The sequence below is a fragment of the Streptococcus sp. 27098_8_113 genome, assembly GCF_041432545.1.
Lineage (GTDB): Bacteria > Bacillota > Bacilli > Lactobacillales > Streptococcaceae > Streptococcus.
Window position 1 is genome coordinate 23,406 of the sequence record NZ_JAPVZU010000006.1, and the last position, 16,424, is coordinate 39,829.

The following is a 16,424-nucleotide window of genomic DNA, read 5'->3' on the forward strand; positions in this document are numbered from 1 at the left end:
AGTCAATGAGGTCGAGTATGAGAAAAAGCGAGCGTCATCAGCTTATTAAATGGATGATCAAGGAAGAAAAGTTAGGAACACAGAAGGATATTCAAAAAAGACTGGAAGATGAGGGGATATTTGTGACCCAAACAACCCTCTCGCGTGACCTAAGGGAGATTGGCTTGACCAAGCTGAAGAGAGACGGGCAAGTCTACTATGTGCTGGCTCATGAAGCAGAGGAGTTGGACCTGGCTGGATTTCTGGCCAGTCATGTTCAGGCTGTTTCTCGAGCGGAGTTTACGCTGGTTTTCCGTACAGGACTGGGCGAAGCGACGGTCTTGGCAAATGTGGTAGATGGTTCTCTGGATAGTCGGATTTTAGGAACTGTTGCAGGCGCCAATACTTTGCTCGTGATTTGCCGGGATCAGGAAGCGGCTAGAGAAATCGAGATGAGTGTCAAAGAAGGTATGGAATAGCCAAAAGCTTAGGATTGATGGAGAGGTTTGAGACGCAAGTCCTGACCTCGTTTGTTTTTAGAAAGGATAGAGATGGCAGTAGAAAAGTTATCGCCAGGCATGCAGCAGTATTTGGATATCAAGAAGGACTATCCAGATGCTTTCTTGCTCTTTCGGATGGGGGATTTCTATGAGTTGTTTTATGATGATGCGGTCAATGCCGCCCAGATTTTAGAGATTTCTCTCACCAGCCGCAATAAAAATGCTGAAAATCCCATTCCCATGGCTGGAGTCCCCTATCATTCGGCTCAGCAGTATATTGATGTTTTGGTCGAATCAGGCTATAAGGTAGCGATTGCGGAGCAGATGGAAGATCCCAAAGAAGCCAAGGGGGTTGTTAAGCGGGAGGTCGTTCAGGTTATCACACCGGGAACAGTGGTGGACTCTACTAAGCCCGACTCTGCGAATAACTTTCTGGTGGCTTTGGATCACTCGGATAGCCTCTATGGTCTAGCTTATATGGACTTGGTGACCGGTGAGTTTCAGGTGACTAGTTTAGAGGACTTTAGCTTGGTCTGCGGGGAAATCCGTAATTTGAAGGCAAGGGAAGTGGTGCTGGGCTATGCCTTGCCAGAAGCTGAGGAGCAGGTTTTGGCTGGACAGATGAACCTCTTATTGTCCTATGTGCAGACAGCTTTGGACGATGTCCAGCTGCTGGGAGAGGAACTGTCTCCGATGGAGCGTCAGGCAGCGGGGAAATTGCTGGAGTATGTGCACCGGACCCAGATGAGGGAGCTCAGCCATTTGAAGAAGGCTCAGCATTATGAAATCAAGGACTTTCTGCAAATGGACTATGCCACCAAGGCGAGTCTGGATTTGACAGAAAATGCTCGCTCGGGTAAGAAGCACGGCAGTCTTTATTGGCTGATGGACGAGACCAAGACAGCCATGGGAGGCCGTATGCTGCGCTCTTGGATCCAGCGGCCGCTCATTGATGAAGCGCGAATTAGCCAGCGGCAGAATGTCGTCGAGGTTTTTCTGGATCATTTCTTTGAGCGGAGTGATTTGACAGAGAGCCTCAAGGGAGTCTATGATATCGAGCGGTTGGCTAGTCGGGTGTCTTTTGGCAAGACCAATCCCAAGGATCTGCTGCAGCTGGCAGCTACATTGGGCAGTGTGCCTCAGATTAAGGCTATCCTGCAAGGAATCGGCAGCCCGCATCTAGCTCGTTTGATTGAGGGCTTGGATCCTATTCCAGAGTTGGCAGGCTTGATTAGCTCGGCCATTTCGCCGGATGCACCTCATATCATCACCGAGGGCAATATTATTCGGACAGGTTTTGATGAAACCTTGGATCAGTATCGGCTTGTGCTGAGGGAGGGGACCGGATGGATTGCAGAGCTGGAAGTCAAAGAACGTGCTAACAGCGGCATCAGCAATCTGAAGATTGATTACAACAAAAAAGATGGTTATTATTTCCATGTGACCAATTCCCAGCTGGCTCATGTGCCTAGTCATTTCTTCCGCAAGGCGACCCTGAAAAATTCGGAGCGTTTCGGAACGGAAGAGCTGGCTCGGATTGAGGGAGAGATGCTGGAGGCGCGTGAAAAATCTGCTAATCTGGAATACGAGATTTTCATGCGCATTCGCGAGGAAGCTGGCAAATACATCCAGCGCTTGCAAGCCTTGGCACAAACGCTAGCAGCTGTAGATGTCCTGCAGAGCTTTGCTGCGGTGGCTGAACAGCAGCACTTGGTGCGCCCTGTCTTTACTGGGGAGCGCTGTCTGCAGATTGAAAAAGGCCGCCATCCTGTTGTCGAAAAGGTCATGGGAGCTCAAAGCTACATTCCAAATAGTATTCTGCTGGACCAGGAAACGGACATCCAGCTGATTACTGGGCCGAATATGAGCGGGAAATCGACCTATATGCGCCAATTGGCTATCATCGTCATTATGGCACAGATGGGCTCTTATGTGCCCGCCCAGTCTGCCAGTCTGCCGCTATTCGATGCGATTTTCACTCGCATCGGTGCAGCAGATGATCTGGTGTCCGGCCAGTCCACCTTTATGGTGGAGATGATGGAGGCCAATCGGGCCATTCGACAAGCCAGCGAGCGTTCGCTCATTCTCTTTGATGAGCTGGGGCGCGGGACGGCGACTTACGATGGGATGGCGCTGGCTCAGGCTATTATTGAGCATATTCATCATTATACTGGGGCCAAGACCCTCTTTGCCACCCACTATCATGAGCTGACAGCTTTAGAGGACAGCTTGGAGCATTTGGAAAATGTCCATGTGGCAACCTTGGAAAAGGACGGACAGGTGACTTTCCTGCATAAGATTGAGCCAGGTCCGGCTGACAAGTCCTACGGAATTCATGTAGCGAAAATTGCCGGTCTTCCTGAGAAATTGCTGGAGCGGGCGGATAGCATTTTGAGCCATTTGGAGAGTCAGGATATAGGACTAGGCTCAGAGCTTCCTGCTGCATCCAGACCGAAGCAGTCACAAGTGGCGGAGCAGCTGTCTCTTTTTGCAGAAGGGCTGGAAAATCCAGTCCTGACTGAACTCCGAGACCTGGACATCTACAATATGACTCCCCTGGAAGTCATGGCAGCGGTGGCCGAGCTCAAGAAGAAGTTGTAAAAACAAAGAGGCTGGGACAAAAGTCCTAGCCTCTCAATTGTCTTTGGATTGTCGAGCAAGACGCAGTGGTTGAGTGGGCTCTACTACGCTGATTTCATCAGCTTTTACAGCCCTACTCAACTGTGCGGAGGTGGGACGACGAAATCGAATTCTAACGAATTACCGATTTCTGTCCCACTCTCTTTTTATTCTCACGATTTGCTAGATAAGCCGCTATTGATTTTTTGAATGTTGCGGTAGGTGCGGTAGTAGATGACGCCTGAAATGACCAGATAAATGAGGGTGAATTCCCCGACGGCAGTCAGTGTCAGGCTGAGTATTTTTTCTCTTGGGAAAAATCCAGCTAGATTAGCCAAAAGTGCAAAGGTCAGAATCATCACACCATAGTGGCTAATGACGGAGCGCAGGATGCTCCAGTCTCTTTGTAAGAAGCTTCCACTCCATCTGAAAATAGCTCCCATGATAAACCAGATAAGCATGCAGTAGAGCATGATGAGAGAGACATGGACATGCTGGCTCAAAAAGAAGTGGCCGATAGGTGAGCGAGGGTGAAGCGGTAGATAAGCTGGATTGTAAAAATAAGAAATGATCATGGAGAAGAAGAGACCGATGAAAATCCCTCCAATCCCTCCGAAAAAGAGTTTTTTAAGACGAGTTTTCATAATTGCAACCTTTCTTTGATGGATTTAAGATAGCGGCGGGACGAGTATGTCTGATCGCCGTTTTTCAGAAATATTTGAATCAGACCATTTGGAATCAGCTTGAGATGGCTGATTTGCCGGCTGTTGATAATCTCTGACTGAGAAATCTGCAGGAAATATTCCGGTAGGACCTGCAGCAACTGATAAAGAGCTTGTTGAGCTCGATAGCCGTCTTTTGCTGTTCGAACCTGAACCTGACGATTTTCTGTATAGACTCGATGAATTTCCTTAGCATCCAGCAAATAGATTTCGTCCTCTTTCTTGACATGAATCTTGTCTTCTTTGCCTAGATGTTGAGCAAAGTGGACCAATTCCTGAATGCTTTCTGTCATGAGGCGAGCCTCAATGCTGACGGTGTCTTCGGTGACTTGAGAATCGATTCTTAGCTTAACTTTCATAACTTCCTCCTTTCACCTTTATTAAACCGCAACTTGGCAGCGAAAACAAGCCCTTTTGACCATGTGGCAGCTATTTGTGTCTATTTGGTTTGTCTTGTGAGCAGAGTGGTTGAGAAAAGGCTGTCCTCTGCTAGAAAGGGCCCAATGTGTTATAATAGATAGCAGAACAAATACGGAGAAAAAGATGTCAAAAATTATCGAACTTCCAGAAATTCTAGCCAATCAGATTGCGGCCGGTGAGGTCATTGAGCGGCCTAGCAGCGTGGTCAAGGAGCTGGTGGAAAATTCAATTGATGCGGGTGCAAGCCAGGTTACCATCGAAATCGAGGAGGCCGGGCTCAAGAGCATTCAGGTGACGGATAATGGTGAAGGCATAGACCACGAAGATGTCCCTCTGGCTCTTCGACGCCATGCTACCAGTAAAATCAAGAAGCAGGCAGATCTCTTTCGGATCCGGACGCTGGGTTTCCGAGGCGAGGCCATTCCTTCCATTGCTTCTGTCTCTCGTTTTACCATTGAGACAGCGACGGAAGCCGGCCAGCACGGGACTCTACTGGTTGCCCAGGGTGGCGAGATCGAAGAGCATGAGCCTACCAGCAGTCCGGTGGGAACGAAAATCAAGGTAGAAGATCTCTTCTTTAATACTCCAGCCCGGCTCAAGTATATGAAGAGCCAGCAGGCTGAGCTATCCCACATCGTTGATGTGATTAATCGGCTTAGTCTGGCCCACCCGGAAGTGGCTTTTACCCTTATCAGTGACGGCCGCGAAATGACACGGACTGCCGGCAGTGGTAATCTGCGTCAGGCTATTGCAGGCATCTATGGTCTGGCAACAGCCAAGAAAATGGTGGAAATTTCTGCTTCAGATTTGGACTTTGAGGTGAGCGGCTATGTCAGCTTGCCTGAGCTGACTCGTGCCAATCGGAATTATATTACAATCCTCATCAACGGCCGCTATATAAAGAATTTCCTACTTAATCGTGCTATTTTGGACGGCTACGGCAGCAAGCTTATGGTCGGCCGCTTTCCACTAGCGGTCATCAATATTCAGATTGATCCCTATCTAGCTGATGTCAATGTCCATCCGACCAAGCAAGAGGTGCGCATTTCTAAAGAGCGCGAACTCATGACCTTGATTTCGCAAGCCATTGCGGCTAGTCTCAAGGAACAAGACCTTATCCCAGATGCTTTGGAAAATCTGGCCAAATCAACTGTTAAGCGTGCGACTAAGCCCGAACAGACCAGTCTTCCGCTGAAAGAAAATCGCCTCTACTACGATAAAGAGCAGAATGACTTCTTCCTCAAGCCACAGGTGACAGAGCAGCAGTTATCTTTCGAAGAAACAGCGGAGCCTGTTCATGAAGCGACAGATGAAAAAGCAGAACCGCAACCGACTTCGGTCAAATTTGCAGAGAGAAAGCCAGTTAGCTATGACCAGCTAGACCATCCAGAGCTAGACCAGGCCAGTCTGGAGCGGGCTGTGGATAAGTTGGAACAGGAAGAGAAATCAAGCTTCCCAGAGTTAGAATATTTCGGCCAGATGCATGGTACCTATCTCTTCGCTCAGGGCAAGGGTGGTCTTTACATTATTGATCAGCATGCTGCTCAAGAGCGGGTCAAGTATGAGTATTATCGGGAGAAGATTGGGGATGTGGATAATAGCCAGCAGCAGCTCTTGGTGCCCTATATCTTTGAATTTCCAGCGGACGATATGCTGCGAATCAAGCAGCGGATGGAGTTGTTAGAAGATGCTGGCATCTTTTTAGAAGAGTACGGAGCCAATCAGTTTATCCTCCGTGAGCATCCAATTTGGTTCAAGGAAGAGGAGATTGAGGCAGGCATCTATGAGATGTGTGATATGCTTCTCCTGACCAAGGAAGTTTCCATCAAGAAATATCGAGCAGAGCTGGCCATTATGATGAGCTGCAAACGCTCTATCAAGGCCAATCACAGTCTGGATGACTACTCTGCGCGCGACTTGCTCTTTCAGCTGTCCCAGTGTGACAATCCTTACAACTGCCCTCACGGCCGACCGGTCTTGGTCAATTTCACCAAGTCGGATATGGAAAAAATGTTCCGCCGCATTCAGGAAAATCATACTAGCCTGCGGGAGTTGGGGAAATACTAAACTTTATAGAAGATCAAACAGCCCTAGTCATAGAACTAGAGCTGTTTTTGATGTTTGAGCTGAACTTGCGTTCCAGCAAGTAAATCAGCTAGATGGCGTTTGTCCTTGCGAAGCAGTCCCATCAGCAGAAAGGTCAAGAAGAGAATCCCTGCTGAAGTTGACAAGAAAATTGACAGGGCATCTGCTTGATAAGCACTACGGATAGCTCCCATATGTCCCAGCTGCCAAGGGAAAAACTTGATAGCAGAGCGCAAAAGGCTGTGAGCAAAGCTCCTATGCTTGTAAACCAACTGTAAACCTGCCCAACGCTTGCCAAAACTGCCTTTTCTATAGTCTAGCCAAGCAAAGATGATAGTTAGAGGCAGGACGGAGGTAGAAAAAGCCAGAAGCTGGCTCTGGAATTCAGTGAATGTAGGAATGCCCCTTAGAACCAGATTGTAAAAGCCCATAGCTAGTAAAAAAAGAGCAATGAGGTAGCCTGAGATGAAGAGCCAGTCACCAAAGAGTTCTTTCAGACGAGTTTTGACTGGTATGGGATTGTCAGTTTTTAGCTTCATCTTGAGCACCTTCTTTCTGAGCGTCCCCATCAAAGCCGATAACCTTGTCCAGATACTTTTCCTTCATCTTTAGCGCCTTGTTAATAGCCATTGCGGATGCGACTAGGAGGAAAAAAGTTAACCAGACCAGGCCAGTGAATTTTGCTGGGAAGCTAGAACCTGCAGAAAAGAGATAAATAGCCAAGGCTGATACAAGAATATACAAAATATGCCAGAAGCCATAAGATTTTACTTGCTTATAGTAGCGGTCTTTTTCGTCTTCTGAGAGGACGGGTTTTATTTCCGGCTTGTTACTTTCTTCTAAAAGCAGATAATCCGTCGTCACCTGGAAAATCTTGCTCAGCTCTACAATTTTTTCCAGCTCTGGCAGCGCTTGGTCAGACTCCCACTTGGAAATGCTTTGACGAGAGACATTGATTTGTTCAGCTAGTTTTTCTTGTGACCAGCCTTTTTCTTTTCTTAGTTCAAATAATTTATCAGCGAGTTTCATCATCGCAGCCTCCTTTTCTTTGCTAACTCTATCCTAACAGCTTTTCCTTATCTTGAGAATACAGCTTCTTGTACATTTTGTCAACCAATGGTTGCACTTCTGTTTGCAGTTTCCAGACAGAAAATATGATATACTAGATAGGCAAAATGATACAAAAAGAAGGAAGATTATGTACGAATATTTTAAAGGAATCATCAGTAAAATAACAGCCAAGTACATTGTATTGGAAGTCAACTCGATCGGCTATATTCTTCATGTGGCCAACCCCTATGCTTACTCAGGTCATCTCCATCAGGAAGCCAAGGTCTATGCCCACCAGGTGGTGAGAGAAGACGCGGAGCTCCTGTACGGTTTTGCGACCGAGGAGGAGAAGCAGCTCTTTCTCAGCTTGATTTCAGTCTCAGGTATTGGCCCAGTGTCTGCCCTAGCTATTATTGCGGCGGATGATAATGCTGGCTTAGTGCAAGCTATTGAGCAAAAAAATATCACCTATCTGACCAAGTTTCCTAAGATTGGCAAGAAGACGGCCCAGCAGATGGTGCTGGACTTAGAAGGAAAAGTGGCAGTAGCTGGTGACGAACTTCCTGTCAAGGCTGCAGTGCAAGCTAGCAATGAAAATCAAGAGCTGGAAGAAGCCATGGAAGCCATGTTGGCTTTGGGTTACAAAGCTGCTGAGCTCAAGAAAATCAAGAAATTCTTTGAAGGAACGACGGATACAGCTGAAAACTATATCAAGTCTGCTCTCAAGATGTTAGTGAAATAGGAGAAAGTTATGACTAAACGCTGCGGCTGGGTAAAAATGAACAACCCCTTGTATGTGGCCTATCATGATGAGGAGTGGGGCAAGCCCCTCCATGATGATCAGAAATTATTTGAATTGCTTTGCATGGAGACCTATCAGGCTGGACTTTCTTGGGAGACCATTCTCAATAAACGCCAAGCCTTCCGAGAAGCTTTTCATTTCTATGATGCCCAGAAAATTGTCCAGATGACGGATGCAGACTTGGATGCTCTTTTGGATAATCCTAATATCGTCCGCAATAAGATGAAGATCTATGCAACTAGGGATAATGCCCAAGCTTTTCTGGCTGTTCAAAAGCAGTTTGGCTCTTTTAATGACTATATCTGGTCCTTTGTCGATTTCAAAATGATTGACAATCAAATTACGAACTACAAGGAAGCACCTACTAAGACAGAGCTGTCAGAAACTATGTCCAAGGCGCTGAAAAAGCAAGGCTTCAAATTTGTCGGTCCAGTTTGTGTCTATTCATTCTTAGAAGCAGCTGGCCTTATCAATGACCATGAAAATGATTGTGATTGGAAGTAGAACAATGAAAAAAAGAAAATTTCTCCTTATTTTTATCACCCTCTATACGATCTTATTCCTAGGTAGAGGCTTGCAGTTGATTGGGATAAATTGGTTGATTTACCCAGTTTATTTCCTTTTATTTATCTTGGGAATCTTAGCTTATCGTGAAGAATTAAAGGAGCAGCTAGCCTTGATTCTGACCAAGAAGAAGGAATTTCTAAAAACGATTTCCTTGTATATGGTCTTTGTTTTCCTCCTGTCCATTGCCTGCAACTTGCTTTCAGCTCTGATTAAACACAGTCTAGGCTTGCCACTGCAGGGACAGAATGAAGCCAATATTCAAGGTGCCTTGTTGAAAAATCCCTTTCTAATCTTGGTGGTCGGCTGCTTTATCGGGCCAATCGTTGAAGAGTTTTTCTTCCGTCGCTTTTTCCTAGGCAGCTTCTTGGAAAAATTCCCTAACTGGCTTGGTATTGTGTTAACGACTTTTCTATTTGCTACCCTTCATATGCACAGCTGGGCCTTGTCAGAGTGGGTGACAGCCATTGCCTATGTTGCCGGAGGTCTTCTTCTCTCGCTCCTGTATCTGAGAAAGGACAAAAATATCTGGTATCCAATTGCTCTTCATTGTTGTAACAATATCATTGCTTTTATTATTTCATTTATTTTAAGATAGAAAGATGAAAGTAATGTATAATCAGCTAATTTATCTTTAGAGAGTAGGGAGCATGTAAATCATTTAAAATAGTGATTCCTTTTGTTTAATAAGAGACTGTAAAAGTATTTTGACACCTTGTCAAAGATTTCAATTTATCGGTTCCGTTTGTGTCTATTCCTTCCTAGAAGCAGCTGACCTTATCAATGATCATGAAAATGATTGTGACTTCAATTTACATAAAATACCGTTTGAGAAAGATTCTCAACGGTATTTTTCAATTTCTTCTTTTAGAGATTTTACTAGCTCTTTTTCATCGGCAAGTTGTAGTAGAGCAATCCCTTTTTTTATTAATTCGTTATCATTTTTGCAAATTCCAAGTCGAATCTGTGAAAGCCCGAGAGAATCATAACGTTTTTCTTTTTTTGACAAATCGTAAATGTATTTAGTAATTTCAGCGCATTCTCTCTTTAATCCATTATAAAGATAGATGGTAGAAAGGTTGACTAAGAGTCCGATATGTAGATTATTCCCATAGCGAAATGATTGGTATTTTTTTATGCTATTTAAAATCTTTTGGGTAAATTGTTTGATATTTTCTATAGGGAAGAAATAAAGGATAGTAGAAAGAAGTCGAAAGTCACTTTCATACCAAGTGTCCTGTTTCTCTAAATACGCCCAAATTTTATTGGTAGTAGCATTAATTTCTTTTGTCTCAGCAATTCCATTTTGTCTCAGATGAATAGTAATATTGATGATATCTAAAGCATGTTTAATCGGAATATCGGAATGTTTATATAGATATGCCTCGCATTCTCTCTTCAATTGTAACAAGCTTTTCGTCCCTACAATAGACTCACCTTGGTTATACAGAGAATTTAAAATTTTCTGCCGTTGACTAGGTTGATAATAATCACAAATATATTTAAATTCTTCTAGTGTCATATCTATCTGGCGAAGTAAAAAAATCATGGTATCGAACTTTGGCACGACTTGCCCGCTTTCAATTCGTGCCAAAGTTGAGCGAGCTAAAAAATCTCCACAAATTTCTTCTTGAGTCAACCCTTTTGATTTCCTAATTTCTTTATAGATTTTTCCATAATCCCAACGCATAAGACCCCTCTTTGAAAATGTTACTAAAAGCTACGTTTTGAGAAAGCGTTTTAAAATAGTATATCATTAAATAAAAGGGAGGGCAAATATGAAAAAAATAATGTACAATTTAATTTTACTGTCAGTAGCGTTAATAGCTACTACAAGTGTGTTTCCATGGTGGTGGCCATGGGGGTAAAGTGAATAGCATAGGAAAGGAGTGAGTCCAATGGACTAAATAATTTAAATTGTTGGATTATGATATTGTAAAAGAAGAGAGGTTGCATAGTATGAAAAGGAAACTTAGTAAAACAATAATTACTATATTTACACTCTTATTAACTCTCGTAATAGGGGAGATAGCAATTGCTGCCACACATGGTAACTATTCAAACGGTGTAAGAAGTACAGAACATTATCAACTATACTATCATGGTGAAGCTTGGACTACTAGAAATGGGAATACTACTTGGATTCGTTATTATAGGAATAATACTTATTTAGGTGGTGCTGTTGCAATGAAGGATTCTTGGAGACCTGCTAGTGACAGGGTATATGAAGCTGTAACTGTTTGGGATTCAATGAATCCATGGGCAGCAAAAACAATTTACAGATATAAACTTTAATACGATAATGAATAGGAGAGATGATGAGACTATTTAACAATCAATATTGGCATCAAATTGCAGTACTAGATAGTTTGACGGTTTTCATTATTTCTCTTTTTGTTTACAGTCAGAAAGGATATTTTTGGATTCCTTTATTTTTTACTTTTTTTAATGTTATTATGTTAATTGTTATAAATAAAAAGTATCAGAAACAATTTATCATTTATCATATTTTAGGTAAGTCACATACAAATTTTGTTGATCAGTATTTAAAATGGCATTTCTACAATTTGTTGATTAGTTATCTTATTAGTACCGTAATGTATCTTATTTTGCATCTAGCTAAGGATATAGATATAAGATTAATATTGATTTTTTTGTTATGGGTACTAATTATGTTTACCATCAATATTTGGATTTATGCTATATCTATAGGAAGAATTCTATGAAAAATATCTATTTTCTTATTTTAAAAAAACGCTGGTTCTTATTTACTATTCTATTTCTACTCGTTTTTCTAACAAATAGTGTTCTTTGGAATGAAAGCACACAATTGATTCGCAGATATCCAGCTATTGAAAGGTTAAAGATAGAGGCAGATAAAGGGAGCTATGAGTCGCTTTATATTCCAGAAGCTGACGAAACAGGGGCTCTTATTTCCATCAGTATGGAGGAGAGAAATGAATTATATCATACACTTTTGACTGCTTTAAGAGATGGCAGAGCAATTTATAGAAATAAAATTGCTTATATTGAAAAAGGTGAAAAACTTCAATTACTTACAGCAATAAAACTTAAAGATGTATTCTCAAAAGAAGAGTTAAGCGAACATTTTTTAAATGATATATTGTTTCAGAAATCTAGAGATAATAAGGAATTGTTTAAAAAAATAATAGCAATTAATCAAGCATTCAGTATAAGAACAATGAAAGAGTCTTATCAAGTTGAGAAAGATTATTATATGAATAATTTTTATTTTGCTGTAGCTTTTTCATGTTTATTGCTTACATTTGCATTTTTTATATTATATTGGTTGCTTTCAGCATCAATAAAGATTTGTCAAGGAGAGTTAAGACTATTACGGGTGATTGGTGCAGGGGAAAGATGGCTAAGAGGACGTTTTCTAATTTTATTTTCGATTCCGATTGTGATGGCTTTTATAGGAATGGTGCTTTTTATATTTGCTATTGGATTAAACTTTATTTGGGCGGACTGGATCTATTTACTTGTCTTTAACTTACTCTTTATTATTTCAGCTCATGTTAATATATCCAGGCATACGAAAGGAGTTTTCAATGCTTAAACTAGAGAAAATTTGCAAAAAATATGACAATAAGAATATTTTCCGTAAAGTAAATTTTCGGGCTTCAACAGGAGAAATTGTCCTGCTTACAGGAGAATCTGGTATTGGGAAGACGACTTTTTTGGAAATAATTGCAGGACTAAGAAAAATAGATTCAGGAAAATACTATTATGATAATCAAGAGATTTTATGTAATGATGATGATATAATGAGTGATTTTCGTAATAAAAATATTGGGTATATTCTACAAGACTTTGCATTAGTGGACGACTACACGGTTTTAGAAAACATAATCTTGCCAGTATTATATAGTAGATTTTTTAGCAAAGAGGAAGCTATTTTAAGAGCTAAATCTTTTGCATTAAAATTTTATTTAGAGAAAGAATTGGATAAGAAAGTAAGATTTATTTCAGGTGGACAAAAACAAAGAGTTGCGATTATTCGAAGCTTAATATTAAATCCAGAAATAATACTCGCAGATGAACCTACAACCAACTTAGATAAAAACAATTTTCGATTGGTATTAGAAATGTTTCAAGAGTTAAAAAAACAAGAAAAAATTATCATTATCGCAACTCACGATGATCGTATCAAAAAAATTGCAGATAGGTCATATAAAATTGTAAATCAAGAAATTATAGAAAGTCCGTAGATGAGATATATTTGTAAGGATGGAATAGAATTATTGGAGCTTTTTAGTTGTTTTGGAAAGTTGATTTATTTCAACTTTTTTATTTTATAAAAATCAAAAATAGCTAAAATTTTCTTAGTGATACGTCAATAGATTATCATAAAAAGCATAAAATCAATATTAAAAAAACAACGTTCTAAGTTTTAAATGCTTTTCAGAACTTATTTTCTCGCAACTTTAAGTCTTATGTATCTTTCTGCATCCAAATCTTTTCCTTGATAAAGATGCGCAGTTCGTAGAAGAGCATAAAGAGGGTGGAGATGAGGAAGCCGGCCATAAAGATATGGTGCAAGTAAGCAAAGACACCAATATAAACCAAGATGGAAAAAAGGTAGAGGATGACCAAATAGTGCCATTTCTTGGCCTTGCTGTCTTCGATGACCTTTTTCTCCAAACGCTCGTCCTCCTTGATGAGCTGATCTAGACTGAGATCAAACTCGCGGCTAATGGCGATGAGATTCCCAATATCAGGGATTCCTTTTCCACTTTCCCAGCGGGTAATGGCAGAGCGGGAAACCTTGAGCCTTTCTGCTAAGGCTTCCTGAGTGAGTTGATGATGTTGACGAATGTCTTTGAGAACTTGAGAGATTTTCATGATGATTCCCTTTCTAACGAAATGAATAAATCACTTTTTACATCCTTTTCATGTTTATTATAAAAAGAAAAGTCTCCTTTGCCAATAGCATCTGCCTAACAATCCAGTTATTCTCCATAACAAACAGATTTTCGAAAGTTATCCACAGGATGTTGACAACTTTGTCAATCAAGTTGACAGCTCTTTTTATTTCCTGAAAAGAAAATCAACTTTTTTGCCCTTTTTTGTGATAAAATAAAGCCAATTCCGAATAGTAATGTAGGAGGTTCTATGAAAGCAGAAATTATTGCTGTGGGCACCGAGATTCTGACAGGTCAGATTGTCAATACCAATGCCCAATTTTTATCTGAAAAGCTAGCGAGTTTGGGGATTGATGTCTATTTTCAGACAGCAGTAGGGGACAATGAAAACCGTCTTCTCTCTGTCCTAGAAATTGCCAAAAAGCGCAGTGATTTAATTATCCTGACAGGGGGGCTGGGGCCAACAGAGGATGATTTGACCAAGCAGACCTTGGCTAAGTTTGTAGGTCGAGGTTTGAGCTTCGACCCAGCGGCTGTGGAAAAGTTGGACCGTTTTTTTGCCAGTCGACCAGATTATGCTCGAACGCCCAACAATGAGCGTCAGGCCCAGCTGGTTACAGGCTCGACTCCGCTACCAAATGCGACAGGCCTGGCCGTTGGCGGCTTACTAGAAGTTGATGGAGCGACCTATGTGGTCCTGCCAGGCCCGCCTAGTGAGCTCAAGCCTATGGTTAATAACGAGCTGGTTCCCCTCTTATCCACAGGCCAGAAATTGTATTCACGGGTGCTGCGCTTCTTCGGTATTGGCGAGAGTCAGTTGGTGACTATTTTGGCTCAGATGATTGATCAACAAAGTGATCCGACCATTGCACCTTATGCAAAGACGGGCGAAGTGACTTTGCGATTGTCCACTAAGGCTCTGAGTCAGGCAGAAGCGGATGCTAAGTTTGAGGCTGTGGAAAAGTCTATTTTGGCGCATCAGAGTTTTGAGGGACAGCCTTTATCTGAGATTTTCTATGGTTACGGGGACGACAATTCGCTTGCTCAAGTGGCCTTTGACTTGCTCAAGAGTCAAGCCAAGACAATTTCAGCGGCGGAGAGTCTGACAGCTGGTCTTTTTCAAGCAACTTTGGCAGATTTTGCTGGAGCCTCTTCTATTTTTTCAGGTGGCTTTGTCACCTACAGCATGGAGGAAAAGAATCGGATGCTGGATATTCCATTGGGAGATCTGGAGCAGCACGGTGTCGTTTCTGCTTTTACGGCTGGGAAAATGGCAGAGCAGGCTAGAAAGCTGACTGAAAGTGACCTAGCTGTCAGTCTGACAGGTGTGGCAGGCCCGGATTCGCTGGAAGGCCATCCAGCTGGGACAGTTTTTATCGGCTTAGCGAGTGAATTAGGAACGGAAATGATTGAGGTCAATATTGCTGGTCGCAGCCGAGGTGATGTGCGGAAGATCGCCGTCATGCACGCCTTCAACCTCGTACGAAAAACTTTATTAAAGGACTGATTTTTGGTATAATAAAAAGATGGCCAAAAGACATTTTAGAAAAAATAGGAGAAATAAATGGCAAAAAAACAGAAAAATTTGGATGAAATCACAAAGAAATTTGGAGATGAACGCCAAAAAGCTTTGGATAACGCTCTGAAGAATATTGAAAAAGACTTCGGTAAGGGAGCTATTATGCGTCTGGGCGAGCGGGCGGAACAAAAAGTTCAAGTCATGAGTTCAGGCTCTCTGGCTCTGGATATCGCCCTTGGTGCGGGTGGTTATCCTAAGGGGCGGATTATTGAGATTTACGGTCCAGAGTCTTCCGGCAAGACAACCGTTGCTCTTCACGCAGTGGCTCAAGCTCAAAAAGAAGGCGGCATCGCAGCCTTTATCGATGCAGAGCACGCTTTGGATCCGTCATACGCTGCAGCTTTGGGCGTAAACATTGATGAATTGCTGCTGTCACAACCAGACTCAGGGGAGCAGGGTCTTGAAATTGCAGGAAAATTGATTGACTCTGGTGCAGTTGATTTGGTCGTTATCGACTCAGTTGCAGCCCTGGTGCCACGTGCAGAAATCGATGGCGATATCGGTGACAGCCACGTCGGCTTGCAGGCTCGGATGATGAGTCAGGCCATGCGCAAATTGTCTGCTTCTATCAACAAAACCAAGACGATTGCCATCTTTATCAACCAACTTCGTGAAAAAGTTGGTGTTATGTTTGGTAATCCTGAAACAACACCAGGTGGACGTGCTTTGAAGTTCTACGCTTCTGTTCGTTTGGATGTCCGTGGCAATACCCAAATTAAGGGTACGGGTGATGCGAAAGATACCAATGTCGGTAAGGAAACCAAAATCAAGGTTGTGAAAAACAAGGTGGCTCCACCATTCAAGGAAGCCTTTGTGGAAATCATGTACGGAGAAGGTATTTCTAAGACAGGCGAGCTGATTAAGATTGCAACTGACTTGGATATCATCAAAAAAGCGGGTGCTTGGTACTCCTACAATGATGAAAAAATCGGCCAAGGTTCTGAAAATGCGAAGAAATACTTGGCTGATCATCCAGAAGTCTTTGATGAAATCGACCGTCAAGTCCGTGTACGTTACGGCTTGATTGAAGATGATGAGCCAGCAGAAGCAGTGAAGGGTAAGGCTGAGGCTCCTCTTGAAAAATTGGAAGAAGTGACTCTTGATCTAGACGATGCCTTTGATATTGAGGAATAATTTTTCAAAATAGGTCGCAAGACCGATGGTTTTTGTGGTATAATATACTACGATAGTAGTATCGTGTAGCGAAAGGAGTACTTG

The 16,424-nt window shown here is 42.3% G+C and carries 17 protein-coding genes and 1 pseudogene; 12 read left to right on the plus strand and 6 right to left on the minus strand.

Features of this window, described 5'->3' with window-relative positions:
- Positions 1-17: 17 nt before the first annotated feature.
- Together argR and mutS are read left to right on the plus strand one after the other, a co-directional pair.
- Positions 18-458 (plus strand): arginine repressor, encoded by a 441-nt coding sequence (argR, locus tag O3644_RS04775; RefSeq protein WP_371595193.1) that lies wholly within the window; start codon positions 18-20, stop codon positions 456-458.
- 72 nt (positions 459-530) lie between these two features.
- Positions 531-3,080: a DNA mismatch repair protein MutS gene (gene mutS, locus O3644_RS04780; protein WP_371595194.1), complete on the plus strand. Its 2,550-nt coding sequence runs from the start codon at positions 531-533 to the stop codon at positions 3,078-3,080.
- Between the two features lie 191 nt (positions 3,081-3,271).
- Here the strand turns inward: mutS and O3644_RS04785 are convergent, their stop codons facing one another.
- Positions 3,272-3,742 (minus strand): DUF3021 family protein, encoded by a 471-nt coding sequence (locus tag O3644_RS04785; protein ID WP_371595195.1) that lies wholly within the window; start codon positions 3,740-3,742, stop codon positions 3,272-3,274.
- The gene (locus tag O3644_RS04790; RefSeq protein WP_371595196.1) at positions 3,739-4,179 is read right to left on the minus strand and encodes a LytTR family DNA-binding domain-containing protein; all 441 of its coding nucleotides are present in this window, start codon (positions 4,177-4,179) and stop codon (positions 3,739-3,741) included. The genes O3644_RS04785 and O3644_RS04790 overlap by 4 nt, the downstream gene beginning before the upstream one ends.
- Positions 4,180-4,363: 184 nt before the next feature.
- Between O3644_RS04790 and mutL the strand changes: the two genes are divergently transcribed.
- Positions 4,364-6,307 carry a DNA mismatch repair endonuclease MutL gene (gene mutL / locus O3644_RS04795; RefSeq protein ID WP_371595197.1) on the plus strand — a complete coding sequence of 648 codons (1,944 nt, stop codon included), beginning with the start codon at positions 4,364-4,366 and terminating at the stop codon, positions 6,305-6,307.
- A 35-nt stretch (positions 6,308-6,342) separates the two neighbouring features.
- On the opposite strand, the gene O3644_RS04800 is transcribed toward mutL, so the two are convergent.
- On the minus strand, positions 6,343-6,864 hold the full coding sequence (locus tag O3644_RS04800) for an RDD family protein (RefSeq protein WP_371595198.1): 522 nt from the start codon (positions 6,862-6,864) through the stop codon (positions 6,343-6,345).
- Positions 6,848-7,354, minus strand: a complete 507-nt coding sequence (locus tag O3644_RS04805; protein ID WP_371595225.1) for a helix-turn-helix domain-containing protein — start codon at positions 7,352-7,354, stop codon at positions 6,848-6,850. Before O3644_RS04805 ends, O3644_RS04800 begins: the two co-directional genes overlap by 17 nt.
- A gap of 169 nt (positions 7,355-7,523) precedes the next feature.
- Between O3644_RS04805 and ruvA the strand changes: the two genes are divergently transcribed.
- From ruvA to O3644_RS04825, 4 genes and pseudogenes are all read left to right on the plus strand, one after another.
- Positions 7,524-8,117, plus strand: a complete 594-nt coding sequence (ruvA, locus tag O3644_RS04810) for a Holliday junction branch migration protein RuvA (protein ID WP_371595199.1) — start codon at positions 7,524-7,526, stop codon at positions 8,115-8,117.
- A 9-nt stretch (positions 8,118-8,126) separates the two neighbouring features.
- Positions 8,127-8,681, plus strand: a complete 555-nt coding sequence (locus tag O3644_RS04815) for a DNA-3-methyladenine glycosylase I (protein ID WP_125373075.1) — start codon at positions 8,127-8,129, stop codon at positions 8,679-8,681.
- A 4-nt stretch (positions 8,682-8,685) separates the two neighbouring features.
- Positions 8,686-9,339, plus strand: a complete 654-nt coding sequence (locus O3644_RS04820; RefSeq protein WP_371595200.1) for a type II CAAX prenyl endopeptidase Rce1 family protein — start codon at positions 8,686-8,688, stop codon at positions 9,337-9,339.
- Between the two features lie 121 nt (positions 9,340-9,460).
- A pseudogene (locus O3644_RS04825) lies at positions 9,461-9,562 on the plus strand (DNA-3-methyladenine glycosylase I); the annotation flags it as partial.
- A gap of 20 nt (positions 9,563-9,582) precedes the next feature.
- Here O3644_RS04825 and O3644_RS04830 read toward each other — a convergent pair.
- Positions 9,583-10,431 (minus strand): helix-turn-helix domain-containing protein, encoded by an 849-nt coding sequence (locus tag O3644_RS04830; protein ID WP_371595201.1) that lies wholly within the window; start codon positions 10,429-10,431, stop codon positions 9,583-9,585.
- A 230-nt stretch (positions 10,432-10,661) separates the two neighbouring features.
- On the opposite strand from O3644_RS04830, the gene O3644_RS04835 reads away from it, so the two are divergent.
- From O3644_RS04835 to O3644_RS04845, 3 genes are all read left to right on the plus strand, one after another.
- Positions 10,662-11,036 carry a hypothetical protein gene (locus tag O3644_RS04835; RefSeq protein ID WP_371595202.1) on the plus strand — a complete coding sequence of 125 codons (375 nt, stop codon included), beginning with the start codon at positions 10,662-10,664 and terminating at the stop codon, positions 11,034-11,036.
- A gap of 427 nt (positions 11,037-11,463) precedes the next feature.
- Entirely contained in the window at positions 11,464-12,321 is an 858-nt protein-coding gene (locus O3644_RS04840) for a hypothetical protein (protein WP_371595203.1), read from the plus strand.
- Positions 12,314-12,973, plus strand: coding sequence for an ABC transporter ATP-binding protein (locus O3644_RS04845; protein WP_371595204.1), 660 nt, complete (start codon positions 12,314-12,316; stop codon positions 12,971-12,973). Before O3644_RS04840 ends, O3644_RS04845 begins: the two co-directional genes overlap by 8 nt.
- Positions 12,974-13,196: 223 nt before the next feature.
- Here the strand turns inward: O3644_RS04845 and O3644_RS04850 are convergent, their stop codons facing one another.
- Positions 13,197-13,607 carry a helix-turn-helix domain-containing protein gene (locus tag O3644_RS04850; RefSeq protein ID WP_371595205.1) on the minus strand — a complete coding sequence of 137 codons (411 nt, stop codon included), beginning with the start codon at positions 13,605-13,607 and terminating at the stop codon, positions 13,197-13,199.
- A gap of 270 nt (positions 13,608-13,877) precedes the next feature.
- Here O3644_RS04850 and O3644_RS04855 point away from each other — a divergent pair, with 270 nt between their 5' ends.
- A complete protein-coding gene (locus tag O3644_RS04855) occupies positions 13,878-15,134 on the plus strand; it encodes a competence/damage-inducible protein A (protein ID WP_048763543.1) in 1,257 nt (418 codons plus the stop codon).
- Between the two features lie 57 nt (positions 15,135-15,191).
- A complete protein-coding gene (recA, locus tag O3644_RS04860) occupies positions 15,192-16,340 on the plus strand; it encodes a recombinase RecA (protein ID WP_048763545.1) in 1,149 nt (382 codons plus the stop codon).
- Positions 16,341-16,424 lie beyond the last annotated feature (84 nt).